Source organism: Yoonia sp. SS1-5, from assembly GCF_038443705.2.
In the GTDB taxonomy this organism is placed as follows: domain Bacteria; phylum Pseudomonadota; class Alphaproteobacteria; order Rhodobacterales; family Rhodobacteraceae; genus Yoonia; species Yoonia rhodophyticola.
On record NZ_CP151767.2, the window covers coordinates 2,928,068 to 2,942,837 of the forward strand.

At 58.0% G+C, this 14,770-nt stretch carries 18 protein-coding genes; 8 read left to right on the forward strand and 10 right to left on the reverse strand.

Going from position 1 to position 14,770, the window contains the following annotated elements:
* The first annotated feature begins 336 nt into the window (after positions 1-336).
* From aroC to AABB31_RS15890, 3 genes are all read left to right on the forward strand, one after another.
* A complete protein-coding gene (aroC, locus tag AABB31_RS15880) occupies positions 337-1,446 on the forward strand; it encodes a chorismate synthase (protein WP_373634981.1) in 1,110 nt (369 codons plus the stop codon).
* Positions 1,447-1,528: 82 nt separating this feature from the next.
* The gene (locus AABB31_RS15885) at positions 1,529-2,647 is read left to right on the forward strand and encodes a polysaccharide biosynthesis/export family protein (RefSeq protein WP_373634982.1); all 1,119 of its coding nucleotides are present in this window, start codon (positions 1,529-1,531) and stop codon (positions 2,645-2,647) included.
* A gap of 238 nt (positions 2,648-2,885) precedes the next feature.
* A complete protein-coding gene (locus AABB31_RS15890; RefSeq protein ID WP_342077220.1) occupies positions 2,886-3,236 on the forward strand; it encodes an H-type lectin domain-containing protein in 351 nt (116 codons plus the stop codon).
* Here AABB31_RS15890 and AABB31_RS15895 read toward each other — a convergent pair.
* Positions 3,230-4,150, reverse strand: coding sequence for a hypothetical protein (locus AABB31_RS15895; RefSeq protein ID WP_342077219.1), 921 nt, complete (start codon positions 4,148-4,150; stop codon positions 3,230-3,232). The genes AABB31_RS15890 and AABB31_RS15895 overlap by 7 nt on opposite strands.
* Positions 4,151-4,645: 495 nt before the next feature.
* Between AABB31_RS15895 and AABB31_RS15900 the strand changes: the two genes are divergently transcribed.
* Complete coding sequence (locus AABB31_RS15900) at positions 4,646-4,912, forward strand: LuxR C-terminal-related transcriptional regulator (RefSeq protein ID WP_373634984.1); 267 nt, start codon at positions 4,646-4,648, stop codon at positions 4,910-4,912.
* Between the two features lie 38 nt (positions 4,913-4,950).
* On the opposite strand, the gene AABB31_RS15905 is transcribed toward AABB31_RS15900, so the two are convergent.
* Positions 4,951-5,970 carry a ribose-phosphate pyrophosphokinase gene (locus tag AABB31_RS15905; RefSeq protein WP_342077218.1) on the reverse strand — a complete coding sequence of 340 codons (1,020 nt, stop codon included), beginning with the start codon at positions 5,968-5,970 and terminating at the stop codon, positions 4,951-4,953.
* Between the two features lie 112 nt (positions 5,971-6,082).
* Here AABB31_RS15905 and AABB31_RS15910 point away from each other — a divergent pair, with 112 nt between their 5' ends.
* Together AABB31_RS15910 and AABB31_RS15915 are read left to right on the forward strand one after the other, a co-directional pair.
* Positions 6,083-6,679: a 2-hydroxychromene-2-carboxylate isomerase gene (locus AABB31_RS15910; RefSeq protein WP_373634985.1), complete on the forward strand. Its 597-nt coding sequence runs from the start codon at positions 6,083-6,085 to the stop codon at positions 6,677-6,679.
* Positions 6,679-7,464: an alpha/beta fold hydrolase gene (locus tag AABB31_RS15915; protein ID WP_373634987.1), complete on the forward strand. Its 786-nt coding sequence runs from the start codon at positions 6,679-6,681 to the stop codon at positions 7,462-7,464. The genes AABB31_RS15910 and AABB31_RS15915 overlap by 1 nt, the downstream gene beginning before the upstream one ends.
* Here the strand turns inward: AABB31_RS15915 and AABB31_RS15920 are convergent.
* The 6 genes from AABB31_RS15920 to AABB31_RS15945 form a co-directional block, all read right to left on the reverse strand.
* Positions 7,424-8,479 carry a beta-eliminating lyase-related protein gene (locus tag AABB31_RS15920; RefSeq protein ID WP_342077216.1) on the reverse strand — a complete coding sequence of 352 codons (1,056 nt, stop codon included), beginning with the start codon at positions 8,477-8,479 and terminating at the stop codon, positions 7,424-7,426. The two genes, AABB31_RS15915 and AABB31_RS15920, sit on opposite strands and share 41 nt — an antisense overlap.
* Positions 8,479-8,946, reverse strand: a complete 468-nt coding sequence (locus AABB31_RS15925) for a YcgN family cysteine cluster protein (protein ID WP_342077215.1) — start codon at positions 8,944-8,946, stop codon at positions 8,479-8,481. The genes AABB31_RS15920 and AABB31_RS15925 overlap by 1 nt, the downstream gene beginning before the upstream one ends.
* Entirely contained in the window at positions 8,936-9,877 is a 942-nt protein-coding gene (locus AABB31_RS15930; RefSeq protein WP_342077214.1) for a bifunctional riboflavin kinase/FAD synthetase, read from the reverse strand. Before AABB31_RS15930 ends, AABB31_RS15925 begins: the two co-directional genes overlap by 11 nt.
* 36 nt (positions 9,878-9,913) lie before the next feature.
* Complete coding sequence (locus AABB31_RS15935; RefSeq protein WP_342077213.1) at positions 9,914-10,357, reverse strand: MaoC family dehydratase; 444 nt, start codon at positions 10,355-10,357, stop codon at positions 9,914-9,916.
* A gap of 89 nt (positions 10,358-10,446) precedes the next feature.
* On the reverse strand, positions 10,447-11,322 hold the full coding sequence (locus tag AABB31_RS15940) for a TIGR01459 family HAD-type hydrolase (protein ID WP_373634990.1): 876 nt from the start codon (positions 11,320-11,322) through the stop codon (positions 10,447-10,449).
* 73 nt (positions 11,323-11,395) lie between these two features.
* Positions 11,396-12,313 carry a manganese-dependent inorganic pyrophosphatase gene (locus AABB31_RS15945; RefSeq protein WP_342077212.1) on the reverse strand — a complete coding sequence of 306 codons (918 nt, stop codon included), beginning with the start codon at positions 12,311-12,313 and terminating at the stop codon, positions 11,396-11,398.
* Here AABB31_RS15945 and AABB31_RS15950 point away from each other — a divergent pair.
* Positions 12,312-12,443 carry a hypothetical protein gene (locus AABB31_RS15950; protein ID WP_342077211.1) on the forward strand — a complete coding sequence of 44 codons (132 nt, stop codon included), beginning with the start codon at positions 12,312-12,314 and terminating at the stop codon, positions 12,441-12,443. The two genes, AABB31_RS15945 and AABB31_RS15950, sit on opposite strands and share 2 nt — an antisense overlap.
* Before the next feature lie 90 nt (positions 12,444-12,533).
* A complete protein-coding gene (locus AABB31_RS15955) occupies positions 12,534-13,226 on the forward strand; it encodes a DUF2161 domain-containing phosphodiesterase (protein ID WP_373634991.1) in 693 nt (230 codons plus the stop codon).
* Here AABB31_RS15955 and AABB31_RS15960 read toward each other — a convergent pair.
* A complete protein-coding gene (locus AABB31_RS15960; RefSeq protein WP_342077210.1) occupies positions 13,202-14,203 on the reverse strand; it encodes a TraB/GumN family protein in 1,002 nt (333 codons plus the stop codon). The two genes, AABB31_RS15955 and AABB31_RS15960, sit on opposite strands and share 25 nt — an antisense overlap.
* A 54-nt stretch (positions 14,204-14,257) precedes the next feature.
* Positions 14,258-14,563, reverse strand: a complete 306-nt coding sequence (locus AABB31_RS15965) for a hypothetical protein (protein ID WP_342077209.1) — start codon at positions 14,561-14,563, stop codon at positions 14,258-14,260.
* Between the last annotated feature and the right edge of the window lie 207 nt (positions 14,564-14,770).

Genomic DNA, 14,770 nt, shown 5'->3' on the forward strand with positions numbered 1-14,770 from the left:
AAGTGCCTGGATCACAAGATAGAACTGGCATTTCCAGCGCGGATGATGTAACAAGTATTTACATCCAAAAATCATCAGAAAGGAGGCGCCCTTGGGAGAACGCCAGTAATTATCTTATGTCTTGAGCTGCTTTTTGTGTGGCTCGTCTATTTCGTCTTTGGCATGGTCACACGTTATGAAATCCCGATCTGGGCCACCGCATTGCTGGTGATCATCGTGGACCGGACTGTCACCTTCATCACAACATCTGCCGCTGATAAGCGATCGCGTTTACGGGAATAGCTTGGCTTTCGGCTGGGCGCTGGTTATCTGATCTTCCAGTCAGGAGCCGCGCCCATGTCGATCAACAGTTTTGGCCATCTTTTTCGCTTTACCACCTGGGGTGAAAGCCATGGCCCTGCGCTGGGCGCGACGGTTGACGGCTGCCCCCCCGGTGTGCCGCTGGCGCCTGAAATGATCCAGCAATGGATGGATAAACGCAGGCCGGGTTTGAACAAGAACACAACCCAGCGAAACGAACCTGATGCGGTCGAAATCCTGTCCGGCGTGTTCGAGGGGCAGACCACCGGCACCCCCATCCAGTTGATGATCCGCAATACCGATCAGCGGTCAAAGGATTATGGGGATATCGCCAACACATTCCGCCCCGGCCATGCGGATATTACCTATCATCAGAAATACGGTTTGCGCGATTATCGCGGTGGTGGTCGGTCCTCGGCCCGCGAAACGGCTGCGCGTGTCGCAGCGGGTGGTGTGGCCCGTGAGGCGATCAAGACAATCGCGCCGAATGTTCAGATTATCGGCTATATGACCCAGATGGGAACCAAGCAGATCGACCGGACCAAGATGGATTGGTCGCAGATCGACAAGAACGATTTCTTTTGTCCTGATGCAGACGCAGCCGCGGAATGGAACGACTATCTGGGCTGGCTGCGCAAGGATGACCACAACTCGGTCGGGGCGATTATCGAGGTCGTGGCCCGCGGTGTTCCTGCAGGGATCGGCGCGCCGATCTATGCCAAGCTTGATACCGATCTGGCCGCTGCGATGATGTCGATCAACGCGGTGAAAGGCGTGGAGATTGGCGAAGGGATGGCTGCCGCGGCGCTGACCGGGCGCGACAATGCCGATGAAATTTTCATGGGGCAGGGCGGCCCAGAATACAGTTCCAATCATGCCGGTGGCATTTTGGGCGGGATCAGTACCGGTCAGGACGTTGTTGTGCGCTTTGCGGTCAAGCCCACTTCATCCATCCTCAGCCCTCGCAAATCCATCCGGATGGATGGCAGCCCGACAGAGGTGATCACCAAGGGTCGCCATGATCCTTGTGTAGGTATCCGGGCGGTGCCGGTGGGCGAGGCGATGATGGCCTGCGTGATATTGGATCATCTTTTGCTGGACCGTGGTCAGACGGGTGGCGTGCGCGGCGGTATCGGCCCGGATTGATCCGTTCATCTTATGTCAATGGAAACAGGTTGTTGTCACTGATTGGGACCTGCTAGGGTTCGCGGACGATCAAGGGGGAATCATGCTGCCGCTTTTCCGCACCGTCATTTGTGCTTCACTTTGCCTTGGCCTGGCCAGTTGTGGCCTGCCGCGCGGTGCCGGGTTTCAATCCGAAGTATTGGCCGCATCTGCTGTAGGCCCGGCCGAGGATGGCGCCGAACCGGTCTATGATTTTGCGGTCTACGAGGTGACACGCGCAACGCTGCCGGCGTTGCAATCCTGGCCCGACCGCACGCAGAAATCCTATCCATGGGTGACGGATCGACAGGCAGCGACCTCGCTGATCATCGCACCGGGTGACAAGCTGCAGCTGACAATCTGGGACGCGGAAGAAAATTCCTTGCTGGCAGGCACCGGCCAGCGCGCAACACCACTTCAAGAGATCGAAGTTAGCGCTGCGGGTCGTATTTTTGTGCCATATATCGGCGATCTTCGCGTCACGGGCATGTCGCCTGAAACCGCCCGCGCCCGGATCGAAGAGCAATTGACCCAAACAATCCCGTCCGCGCAGGTGCAGCTGGTTGTAGCCCCTGGTCGCGTGAACACGGCGAATGTGGTGACAGGGGTGGCCGCGCCCGGGATTTATCCGCTGGAATATCGCAACACCAAGCTGCTTGATCTGCTGTCGGCTGCGGGGGGGATCCCGCCAGACCTGGTCAATCCGCAGATCCGCCTGGCCCGGGGTGATCAGCTCTATGGCATCGCTTATGAGCGGCTGCTCAAGACCCCATCTTTGGATACGACTGTGCGTGGCGGTGACCGGATCATTGTCGAACCCGAAGACCGGTATTTCCTGTCTCTTGGCGCTGCCGGGACGCAGGCACAGCACACATTCCCCCAAAACAGCATTTCGGCGCTTGATGCCCTGTCGATCATTGGCGGAGTAAATCCGGGGCGCGCAAATCCGGAGGGTATTCTGATCCTGCGGCAATACCGCGCCGCCGATCTACGCAGTGACGGCAGTGGCCCACCCCGGGACCGCGTGGTTTTTGTGCTGGATCTGACGTCTGCGGACGGCCTTTTTTCTGCAGGCCAGTTCGAGATTCAGGCAAATGATCTTGTCTACGCCACCGAAAGCGCGCTGGGCCCAGCATTGACACTGTTCAATGTGGGAACCTCTCTCGCGAGCCTGTCCAACTAGTGCTTATCGGCCCAACGGGCCGCGCAATGCCACGCAGTCGCCAATTGAATACGACATCAGGCAGCCGAGACTGCAAACCCGTATTGGGCCAGTTGGTCGACACACAGTCCGGCATTGCGACAAGGCACAGTTCCAACGACCATCTGATCGTGCCAGAAGGGGTTTTATTACTCTTGGCGTCGTATAAATTCAGGGGCGAGAGCTTATCTCGAAGTTATTCAAGAGGCCGTCAGCGGCGATGCGTAGATTAAACAGTGGTACGATTGGTATTGATCATGGGGATGTGGGGCTATTCTCGGATTTCGAACATGACGGCGAGATGTGGCGGGGGACTGGGCCACGGCAGGCAAGCGAGGCTGTTCAATTCTCGCAACCATTCCTAAGCCCGCCTCATGTGCAGGTTTCGATCTCCATGTGGGACATTTCGAACAACACGAATATCCGGGCCGATGTGCAGGCCGAAAGTGTTACGACCAATGGTTTCGATATCGTGTTCCGGACCTGGGCAGATACGCAGGTCGCGCGCATACGCGTCTCGTGGACGGCCATCGGTGAGCTTCCCAATGATGACGGCTGGGAACTTTATTGACGCCACCCGGGACCTATTGAAGGGGCAATTGCCTTTGCGGGCTCTGCGGTCGGGGCGGCGGCTATCCGCACCTCTGGCGGCATCCAGTATGTTGCTTGGTTTTCAAAGTCGACATGGATGTTATCGCGACGCCATCTGTCCACCGATGCCTGGCGCCGATACGCCAGTGGCCCAAGTCCAGCCAAGATTCTTCGGGGTGTGAATTCTACGTAGGGCACCGGATCGCCTCGCAAACGAATGGAGCCTGCTGCGTCGAATATGAAACTATAGACGTCGTCACGAAACGCAAAGTTAAGCGATTCACCCTGAAATCTGGGGTTGGCTCGCTGCGAGACGACAAACTGCAATGCAACCTCCGCACCGTCGAGAGTTGGGTGTGTGCTGATCAAGTTTGCGACATCTTTTGCATAAGGTTTGATGGGCTTGCCATCCTCGTCTTTCAAACCTGCGGGCGCTGGCGGAATACCTTTGCTAGCCGCTGTCCCCAGCATTGTGCCTTTCGCCAGTGTGTCCATTATACCGGACATCGACGATATGATTTTGCTTTCGAGCCCGGATCTCGCCGCCTTGTAGCTTGTTCTGCGTCCGATGATCGGGGTCTCTTCCATTTCGGGGCCGATACCCAGCGGCAACTGAATATCAAAGGAAAGGACATCGCGCGTCAGGTCAAAAAAACGATCCCATATCGTGCTGGCGCCGAGTGCCAGCACGATAAAAAGCGCGGCTAGTCCAACGATCAACCAGATCGGCTGTGCAAGCTCTGACCAAATAAATGTCAACACCACGTAAAAAACAATTGCCAACGCAACGCCGGATACTGCTGATGATTTCGTCTTCTTGGGCGTTTCCATATTCTTTGCAATGATGTCAAAACGCGCCAGCAAAGCGGATGCCGATGAAATGCGCCCGATCAAATTGGCCTTTTGGTTGTCAAAAAGATCGCCATATTTGTTTTCCAATCGCGTGGCACGACGTTCCAATGCCTCATTTGCAACGAACCCGGTGGCGAATTTCACTGCTGGTGGCACCAAGCCCACCAATCCCGCCATTAATTCAATCAGCATGATAAATCCAACCTATTGAAATTTCTATTTGTGCGACTGCGGCGCGCTCTTTGGCCCAACCGGGCGCGCTGCAATAGGGTGGCATTTTACGCGTCGAGCCTTGCCAAAAGGTCCGAACCCCGCCCACATTTGGACAGACTACCGTTTTTATGGGAACCCCATTTTGGGGAACCAGCCAGGTTTGGGGCGAAATATGTGGGCGCGCGAAATTCATGCCGGTGACGGTGAGTTACTATTCAGTGTCTGGAAACAGCATCTACCGGCAAGTGATGACAGATACGATTGGATACCTGAGGCGTTGACGGCCGGCTGTGACCGCGGGCAATTCCGCCGCGCTTGCGGTTGGTGCCGCGCGAGCAAGAGATTGTCAGCCTGGCGAGCACGGGCAAGACCGATCAGCAAATCGCGGACACGCTGGGTGTGTCAAGAGACGCCATCAAGCAATGGTGGTCCAGAATATATGATCACGTCCTTGATGTGCACCCGGATGTGTTTTGGAACGACAGCAGTTCTTGTGCAGGCGAGGTGCGCGGTACTGAAAAACGCCGATCGGTTCTGGCATATTGCGCATCCCGCCCCTCGGAACTTAGGCCGCACTACCTCAAAAGATAGGCGCCTGCCGGGTCACGGCGATGTGCTGGATCAGGCGGCTATTCCGCGGCATAAAGCCCTTCGTAGATTGGCCCCAGCGTCTTGTGATCGAACAGCGATGACACCGAGGTCCCGTTCCACGTGTTCAGAATCGCCTGAGCGAACATTGGCGCGGTCGGCACGATCCGAATGTTCTTGGCCGATTTGACCGCCTCTGTCGCCTGGATCGTGTCGGTGATCACCAGCGTTTTCATTACGGATTTCTGAATGCGGTCCACGGCCGGCCCGGACAGCACCCCGTGCGTGATGTAGGAATGAACTTCCTTGGCGCCGTTTTCCATCAACACACCTGCGGCCTTGCACAGGGTTCCAGCCGTATCGACGATATCGTCCACGATGACACAGACCTTGTCTTTGACATCACCGATGACAGTCATTTCGGCCACTTCGCCGGGTTTGCCGCGTCGCTTGTCCACAATGGAAAGCGGTGCCCCGATCCGTTGCGCAAGATCACGCGCGCGGGCCACACCACCGACATCGGGTGAGACGACCATCACCTCGTCCATCTTGCCGCGGAAATTATGCATCGCATCCAGCGCATAGATGGGTGAGGCATAGAGGTTATCCACTGGAATATCGAAAAAACCCTGAATCTGCGTGGCATGCAAATCCAGGGTGAGAACGCGTTCAATGCCGGCTTCCACGATCATATTCGACACCAGCTTGGCCGTGATCGGGGTGCGCGCCTTGGAGCGGCGATCCTGTCGGGCATAGCCGAAATAGGGGATCACCGCCGTGATGCGCGCCGCCGAGGATCGGCGCAGGGCATCGGCGATAATCAAAAGCTCCATCAGGTTGTCATTGGCCGGGTTTGATGTGGGTTGGACGATGAACATGTCTTCGCCGCGCACGTTCTCGAAGACCTCGACGAAAATCTCGCCATCGTTGAACCGTTCGACCCTTGCGTCGCACAGGCCGACCTCCATTCCCCGGTGCATCGACATGCGGCGGGCAATTCCATTGGCCAGTGGCTGGTTTGCGTTGCCGGAAATCAGCTTTGGCTCGATCATTGTGGGCATGGGGGGTCCTTTGGCAGAAGGCTTAACTGTTCTTAACAGAATCGTGACGTTGACACCGGGTAGCACAAGCTTACCGTCGCGCAAAGAATTCACGCGTCCAAAAAGGTGACAAATGGCCCATATCGACTACTACTTCGCGACACTATCGCCCTTTACCTATCTGAGCGGGACCCGCCCGCAGGCGATTGCCGACAAGCACGGTGCGACAATCACCTACAAGCCGCTTGATATCATGGCCCTGTTCGCGCGCACCGGGGGGACGCCACCCAAGGACCGGCATCCGAACCGTCAGGAATACCGCCTGCAAGAGCTGCAGCGCCGGTCGAAACTTGTCGGGATGCCGCTGAACCCCAAGCCGGCCTTTTGGCCCACTAACGGTGCCCCATCTGCCTATGCCATCATTTCGGCGCAGAATGCCGGGGGCGATGTGGCCGCGTTGGTCAAGAACTTCGGCGCCGCCTGCTGGGCCGAGGACCGCGATATCAGTCAGGATGACGTGGTGCGGGACTGCCTTGAAAAGGCGGGTTTTGATCCGGCATTGGCAGACAAGGACATGATGACAAGCGCCGATACCTTCGCCAAAAACCTTGAGGATGCGGTCAGCGCCGGGGCATTTGGTGCGCCATTCTTTATCACAGATACCGATCAGCGGTTCTGGGGCGAAGACCGGATTGACGATCTGGATGCGTATCTGGCCGGCAAGATCTAGTGCCGACGATCTCGGGGCATGCGGTGCATGCCACGACCACCGGCACCGGGTCACGGGCGGTCATGATCCACTGCGCCCTTGCGCGCCATGAAAGCCTGCTGCCCTTGGCCGCGGCTATCGGCGGGCAGGTCAGCCTGTTTGACATGCCCGGACATGGGCGCAGCGCGGATTGGGATGGTCAGCACGACTATCAGACCCTGGTAACAGACAGCGCGGCGGCCCTGTGCAACGGGCCAACCCATGTGATTGGGCATTCCTTTGGCGCAACTGCCGCGTTGCGCCTGGCGGTGGAGCAACCCGATCTTGTGCACCGCCTGACCCTGATCGAGCCCGTGTATTTTGCCGCCGCCAAGGGGACGCCAGAGCATGCGGCCCACGCCACGGCCTTTCGCCCCTTTGTCAGTGCGATGCTGGCGGGTGATGACGTCCGCGCCGCCGAGATATTCAATGACCTCTGGGGTGCGACCGCGTGGGCGGCCATTCCCGGACGGCTGCAAAAATACCTCGTTGATCGGATCCACCTGATCGTGGCGAGCGGCGCCGCGATTGAAGAGGACGCGTTGGGGATCACCTCGCCTGAACGGCTTGGGACCTTAGGCATCCCGGTCACCTTGATCCGGGGTGCGGCGACGCAGCCGGTGATCGCTGCCATTCAAACCCGATTATTGAACCGTTTGCCGAATGCGCGCGAAATCATCGTCCCTGATGCAGGGCATATGGTGCCGATCACGCATATGGCCGATGTCAGCCGGGCGATCCGTGCAGCAGGTCCAGAAACTGGCTGACGCCCTCTGCGGTCATGGACCAATCCGTGACCAGACGGCCGATCAAGGGGGCGTCGGGATCACCGGTAGCGGGATCGCCATTCATCACGTAGTAGACAGCGCCGCCATCCAGCATGCGTTTATGTTCCCGCCGGGCCATCTGGAAAAAGATGATATTCGCCTGCGGCGGGAAGAGTATCTCGACCGCGTTGTGGCCGCGTAACCCTCGGGCCAGCTGCGCGCAGCGATCATTGGCGGATCGGGCAAGCGTTAGCCATAGGCCATCGGCGAGATAGGCCTGCATCTGGGCCGACAGATATCTGTGCTTTGACAACAGATGCCCGCCGCGTTTGCGGCGCAGTTCAAATTCCCATGCCAGGGCAGGATCAAAGATCACACAGGCCTCGACCCCCAATGCGCCGTTTTTTGTGCCGCCGAAACTGACCGCGTCAATGCCGGCCTTCCATGTCAATTCCGCCGGGCTACAATCCAGCGCCACCAGCGCATTGGCAAAGCGGGCGCCGTCCAGATGGGTCTGCATCCCGAAGGCCTGCGCGACATCGGTAAGTGCCTTCATCTCATCCAGCGTGTATAGCGTGCCTTTCTCGGTCACTTGCGTCAGTGACAATGGCCCGCGTTGGGGGCCGTGAACGCCGCGATTTTCCTCGGCAAGGATTTTGGTCCGTAGATCGGCAGGGTCCATCTTGCCATCTGCACTTGGCACCAGGGTCAGTTTTGCGCCGGTATAGAACTCGGGCGCGTTGCATTCATCCTCGTGGATATGCGCAACATCCGAGCAAAAGATCGTCTGCCAGGGCTGTGACATGGTTCCCAGAAGGACGGAATTGGCTGCCGTACCGTTGATGATCAGGTAAACCGCCGCTTCAGGTGCCGCGAACAGATCGCGTATCTGGGTGCGGACCTCGTCCATCAGCGGGTCAGCCCCATATCCCATGGCATAGCCCTGATTGGCGGTTGTCAGCGCGTCCATGATGCTTGGATGGGCAGGGCCCGCATTGTCGGATGCAAAAAACACTATGTTGGCTCCTCGATGATATGGTCGTCCCAGTCGTCTTCATCCACATCGGTTTCCGCGATTGTCCGATGTTGAATGGATACCCCGGCATCATGAACGGATTGCGGATCGCCACTGATCAGCGGGTGCCAGTCAAACAGTGGGCGGCCCTCGTAGATCAGCCTGTAGCCGCAGGTTTCCGGCAGCCAATACATGTGTTTTTCAAGGGTCGTCGGGGTCAACGCAATACATTCCGGCACGAATTCGTGCCGCATCATGTAGTTGCTGCACAGGCATGTGCTGTCGTCCAGCAATCGGCAGGCAATGCGCGTCAGGGCAACTTCGCCATCGTCATCTTCCAGCTTGTTCAGGCAACATTTCCCACAGCCATCACATAACGCTTCCCATTCCTGTTTGTTCAGCTTGTCCATCGGCTTGGTTTCCCAAAACCGATCCGCCAGACCTGCGCGATCTATTTTACTGGACATCGGCGAGGATTTCGCGGGCTTGCGCGCAATCGGCATCCATTTGCGTGATCAGCGCCTCAAGCCCGTCAAATTTCAGCTCTGGCCGCAGATAGTCGATCAGGGCGACGGACAGATGTGTTCCGTACAGATCACCCTTGAAATCAAAGAGAAAGGTTTCGCAATTGGCAGCATTTTCGCCAAACATGGGCCGGACCCCGATAGAGGCCGCGCCATCATATGTGCCTTTGTGCGGGCCGGCCAAGACATCGACCTTTACGGCGTACACACCGAATTTTGGCGGATGCAGACCCGCAATCGACATGTTTGCGGTCGGGTATCCCAAATCGCGGCCACGCTGAAACCCGCGAATAACGGCCCCTTCGATCCGGTGCCAGTGGTCCAGCATACGGGCCGCATCCCGTGGTCGCCCATCTGTCAGCGCGCGCCGGATTGCCGTGGACGAGACAGCGCCTGCATCATTGCTGATGATCGGGGCGATGGTCACGCCGAACCCCATCTCGGCACCATAGGTCTGCAAATCGGCTGTGGTGCCGGCACGTCCCTTGCCAAAGCAAAAATCAGCCCCCACCACGACATGTTTCAGGCCAAGCTGATCGGTGATGATGTCCTGGGCAAAGGCGCGCGGGGTCAATCCGGCCAGTGTGGCGTTGAACGGAACCTCATACAGCTTTTCGACCCCCAGCTTTTCAAGCCGGTTTGCCTTGGCTTCGGCGTTCATCAGGCGGAACGCCTTGTGGCTCTTGTCAAAATAGCTGCGCGGGTGCGGCTCGAATGTCATGATACCAAGCGGCGCATTTACGGCGCTGGCCGCCTTGCGCGTGATGTCGATGACGGCTTGATGGCCAATATGGATGCCGTCAAAATTCCCAATGGCCGCGGCTGCACCGCGATCGGCCGGGTCCATGAAAACTGTATCTCTGACAATGCGCATGGCTTTGGGTATCGCGGCCCGCGCAGGCGTGCAAGATCAGTCGAACTTCCGCGATGGGGCAAGGACGGTTGCGTCGCCCACAAGGACCTTTTTGTCATCAACCAGGCAGCGGGTTTCCATCTTGACGCGGCGTTTGGAAAAGTCGATTTCCTTGACCTCAACTTCGGCCAGAACCATGTCGCCGGGGCGCACGGGGGCCAGGAATATCAGGTTCTGGCCCAGATAGACAGTGCCATGCCCGGGAAGCTGTTCACCGATCACCGCGCTGATCAGGCCAGCGGTCAGCATGCCATGCGCGATGCGCCCACAGAAAATCGTGTCCTGCGCGTAATCCTCGTCCAGGTGAACGGGGTTCCGGTCGGTGGAAACTTCGGCAAAAAGTTCGATATCCCGGTCAGTGACGACCTTGCGCAGGGACCGGACCATGCCGATCTCAATATCTTCAATGCAGATCGTACCGCGGGGGGCATTGTCCAACATGTTATCTCCGCCTCGTAATAAAATTCATCATACCGAACCGATATTGAAATTTTATTACCTCGCGGATGCAGCGAAATCAAGCGATTCCCTTACCGAAGATGTCCGATTGTGTAAGTCGCGCTCATCTGTTGTGCGGCGAGGTATGTTTCCAGCGCTGCAGCGTCTGGTTGGGTCTGCGTTTTGGTCTCGGCGGCGGCGAGCCCGCCCGAGATGAACAGGGCATCAATGTCTTCCTGGACTGCCCCAAGAATATCGGTGTGAATGCCATCGCCGATCCCGATGATGCGCGGATCGCTTGGCGCATCAGGCAGGGCCGCTAGACGGCGGCGGGCCAGATCGTAGATCGGCGGGTGCGGTTTGCCGAAATACAGGCTTTCGCCCCCCATCTCGGTATAAAGTGCGGCCAGCGCACCCGCACACCATTCGCGTATATCGCCACGGTCGACCACGATATCGGGATTGGCGCAGAGCAGCTTTAGCCCCTTTTGCTTTGCGTATAGAAACTCGGCCCTGTTTGTGTCGAGGTCGGCCAGCGGATCAAAGGGACCACAGCACACGATACCTTCGGCCTCTTCCAGCGGAACCTTGGTAATCGGGACGGGGTCATCAATGATCTGCAATGGTTTAAAAAAGTCGTCATCACGCGGGCTTTCGCCCATGAACCAGATCTTTGACCCGACGATGCCGCGATACATTCCGGCCCGCGCACTGTCGCCGGATGTGGCAATCGCATCCCATGCATCGGCCGGAATGCCAAAACCATCAATCTGGCGCGCAACCGAATCCCAGGGGCGCGGCGAATTGGTGACAAGAATGACCCGACCGCCCCGCGCCCTGTAGGCTTGCATGGCCTTCACCGCGCTGGTCAAGGCCTGAACGCCGTTATGCATGCAGCCCCACAGATCGACAAATGCCGCGTCATACTGATCCGAGATGGTGGCAAATGACGCGATGATCTCGGTCATGACAAAGCTTCTTTCGCAAAAAGATGAGATGGGCGGGGCGTATGCCCCGACCGGTCGTCCGGATGCAGCGTGATCAGACCTTGAGGTTCGGGATGATCTGCTTTTTCCGGCTCATGATGCCGGGCAGCACCACGGTGTCGCCATCAACGGTTGCGTCAAATGATTTCTCTGCGACAGTTTTGGTCAGGTCGTTGGGAACCAGCATCGTGGCTTCTTCATTCAGGATATCGACCACAAACAGCAGCACCTGATCGACGCTATCCTCTTTGGCCACATCCGGCATGGCGGCGATCAGCGCATCCTTGCGGTCGAGAACCTGCTGCGGGGATGTGGTTTCCAGCACGGAAACCCGGAACTTTGTTCCATCAACTTCGTATTCCTTGCTGTCCATGCGCAATAACTCAGCCTCCGAGAAGGCAGAGACGTCGGATTTCGCGGCAAACATCTCGGCGGCATAGGTCGGGATGTCGATCTTGAGGTCCGCGGCCAGCTGTTCGGCAAGCGATTGATCAACAGGGGTTGTCGTCGGTGACCGGAATTCCAGCGTATCCGACAGGATGCATGACAACATCAGCCCCTTGACCCCTTCAGGCATGTGGCTGGCATGGTCGCCCATCATCTGGTGCATGATCGTGGCTGTACAGGCCAGCGGGCGAATCGTGATGTTGATCGGGTTCTTGGTTTCCAGCCCGGCCGTCAGCTTGTGGTGGTCGATAATGGCCACGACCTCGGCGTCGTTGATGCTGGCGGGCAGTTCGGCCGGATTGTTGGTGTCGACAATAATGCATTTGTCATCTGCGGCGACGTCCTCGATGATGTCGGGCAGCTCAAAACCCCACCGATCCGCGACAAATTTCGCTTCTGTGTTGGGTGTCCCCAGCAAGACGGCCTGCGCACGGATATCCACATGGTTGAGATACCATTCCCAGATCAGCGGCGATCCGGTGCTGTCAGTGTCAGGAGCCTTGTGGCCGAAAATGAGCGTGGTCATGGCGATCTACCTTCATCTCTACTCTGTTTGCGGCGGTTATAGCAGGGCATCGGGGGATGTCACGGGGCGTTGCGTGGTGGGTGATGCGACATATATCGCCCGCATATACGCGATCTTCGGGCGGTTGTGAGCGCGCGGCCATTCGGGCTAGCATGCACAAACGCGGGACGGCGGGAACGTCACCGCATGTTGTCACCAGGTTTGGGCAGATCGGCACGGCATGACTGGCACGAAGCAGGCAAAGCAAAAGGAAACCGCGCTCTATCCGCCGATCAAGGCCTATTTGCAAGGCCAGGGATACGAGGTGAAGGGCGAGGTGGGCGCCGCAGATGTCGTCGCATGCCGGCCCGGCGAACCACCTGTTGTGATCGAGTTAAAGCTGGGATTTTCGCTGACCCTGTTTCATCAGGGGATCAACCGGCTTGCGGTCAGTGATCTTGTATATCTGGCGGTGCCGCATAAGCCGGGCAAGCCCTTTGCCCGCGCCTTGAAGGACAACGTGAAACTGGCCCGCCGCATTGGTCTTGGTGTGATGACCGTGCGGCCACGCGATGGGCATGTGGTGGTCCACGCGGATCCGGGCCCCTACGCGCCGCGGAAATCAGCCAAGAAAGCGGCCAGGCTGCTGCGCGCTTTTGATCGGCTGAAGGGCGATCCCAATGACGGCGGGGCAACCCGGCACGGGATTGTCACCGGCTACCGTCAGGATGCGCTGCGCTGCGCGCGGTTTCTGGCGGTGCATGGGCCGTCAAAAGGGGCGCAGGTCAAGGAATGGGCCGAGGTTCCGGACGCAACCCGGATCATGGCCGCTGATCACTATGGCTGGTTCACGCGTGTCGCGCGCGGGGTTTATGGCCTGACCGATGCAGGGCGAAAGGGGCTGGCGGATTATGGGGATGTGGATGGTAGCTGATCCAGTGTCCAGCCATCATCCGACAGAAACTGCAATAATCCCTCAACACCCATCAGATGGGCGGCACCGACCGCAATGACCACGTCATCATGCTGGTCAACTGCGTCACCGATAACCGGCATCCAGTTGCGATTGCGGTCAATCAACAGCGCATTTTCTGTCTGCGTAAACAAGGCGCTCGCCTCATCCGCTGACATGCCGGGGGTCTGGCTGATGGCCAGACGCGACATTTCCCACAAGGTCGCGATGTCACCGTCAAAGTAACGATCCAGCATGGAAACGAACATCTGTCTTTGCTGCTCTGGCGCCAGAATATTCACCCGCAACATGTCGATTTGTTCGTCCATCGGGTCCTGCTGGAAAATCTCGAACAAGGTCATGACGGATTCAAGCGATTGCATCGGGACGCCAGCCGCAGCGGCATCTTGCATGATCATATGATCCAGGCCGCGATTGCCCTGGGTCAGGTCCTGCATTGCGCAGGGCGGGATCGACAGCATCATCGACAAATACCAGGGCTGCATCTTGGACGCCATGAAGCCCGGGATGGATCGGGCGCTGGCTGCGTCTGCAATCGCCTCCCATGTTTCGTCGTCAAGCAGTTCCGGCAGGGTCGGACCCTCGGTGATGAACAGGATGCCGGGATCGGTTACGATCAGGTTCTGCAACTCGACTTCCTGATCGCTTGTCGCCTCGACCAGCAGCAGGTCGGTGCCTTGGACACGCGATTTCACCTGATCGCGGATCGCTTCCAGGCGCGGATCATAGATATGCATGGTTCCGATCAGCAGGGCGCGCTTGCCGTCCTTGGTCGCATCCCAGACAAGGCCTTGCCCGAAAGGCGTTTGCGCCGCCGCCGCATCCAGACTGGCCCGTTCGGCGGCGTCCAACTGGTCAAGATAGCCATCACCAACACATTGCGCCGCAGCGGGCAGACCAAACAGGCAAAGGGCAAAACTGGCGGCGCGCAGAAACATGTGACGATCCTTACATTGTCGTTCTCAACGTAAGAATGAACGGACCCGGGTCAATCACCCGAGCCCGTTTTGCAGGATCAATTTTTGACCCATCCGGATCAGAAACCGCCCCAGGGCGTCGCGCATGCCGCGGCGCGGTGGCGGAACAAGCTGCAATTGCGGCCGATCCGGGGTTGTGCCAGAGGGCAGGCCGACCCCATCCGGATCGTCAAAGGGCAGACGCACTGGCGGCCAGCCCGTTCTGACCGGGCTTAGCCGCAACACTTGCGGCAGCGACCTGCGCCGGGCCGGGCGCGTGTCGCCAAGGTGGTCAATGTCAGGGCTGATCTTGTGATCAACATGATAAAATGGGGGATGCATGGGAGTATCCGATCAAACGAGGTCTTTTTAGGAGGGAACAATCGCGCATCTTGGGTCGCGATCATGCTGCAGCGCCGTGGGTCAATGCCACGCGAGGGTGAAATCCTTTCTGATCATTGCAGTCTCCTATGATTCGTTTTCGAATGGCTGTGGGATAACCCAAGGTCAGCTTCTGGACCAAATGGTTTTTCAGTGAACTTGAAAAAA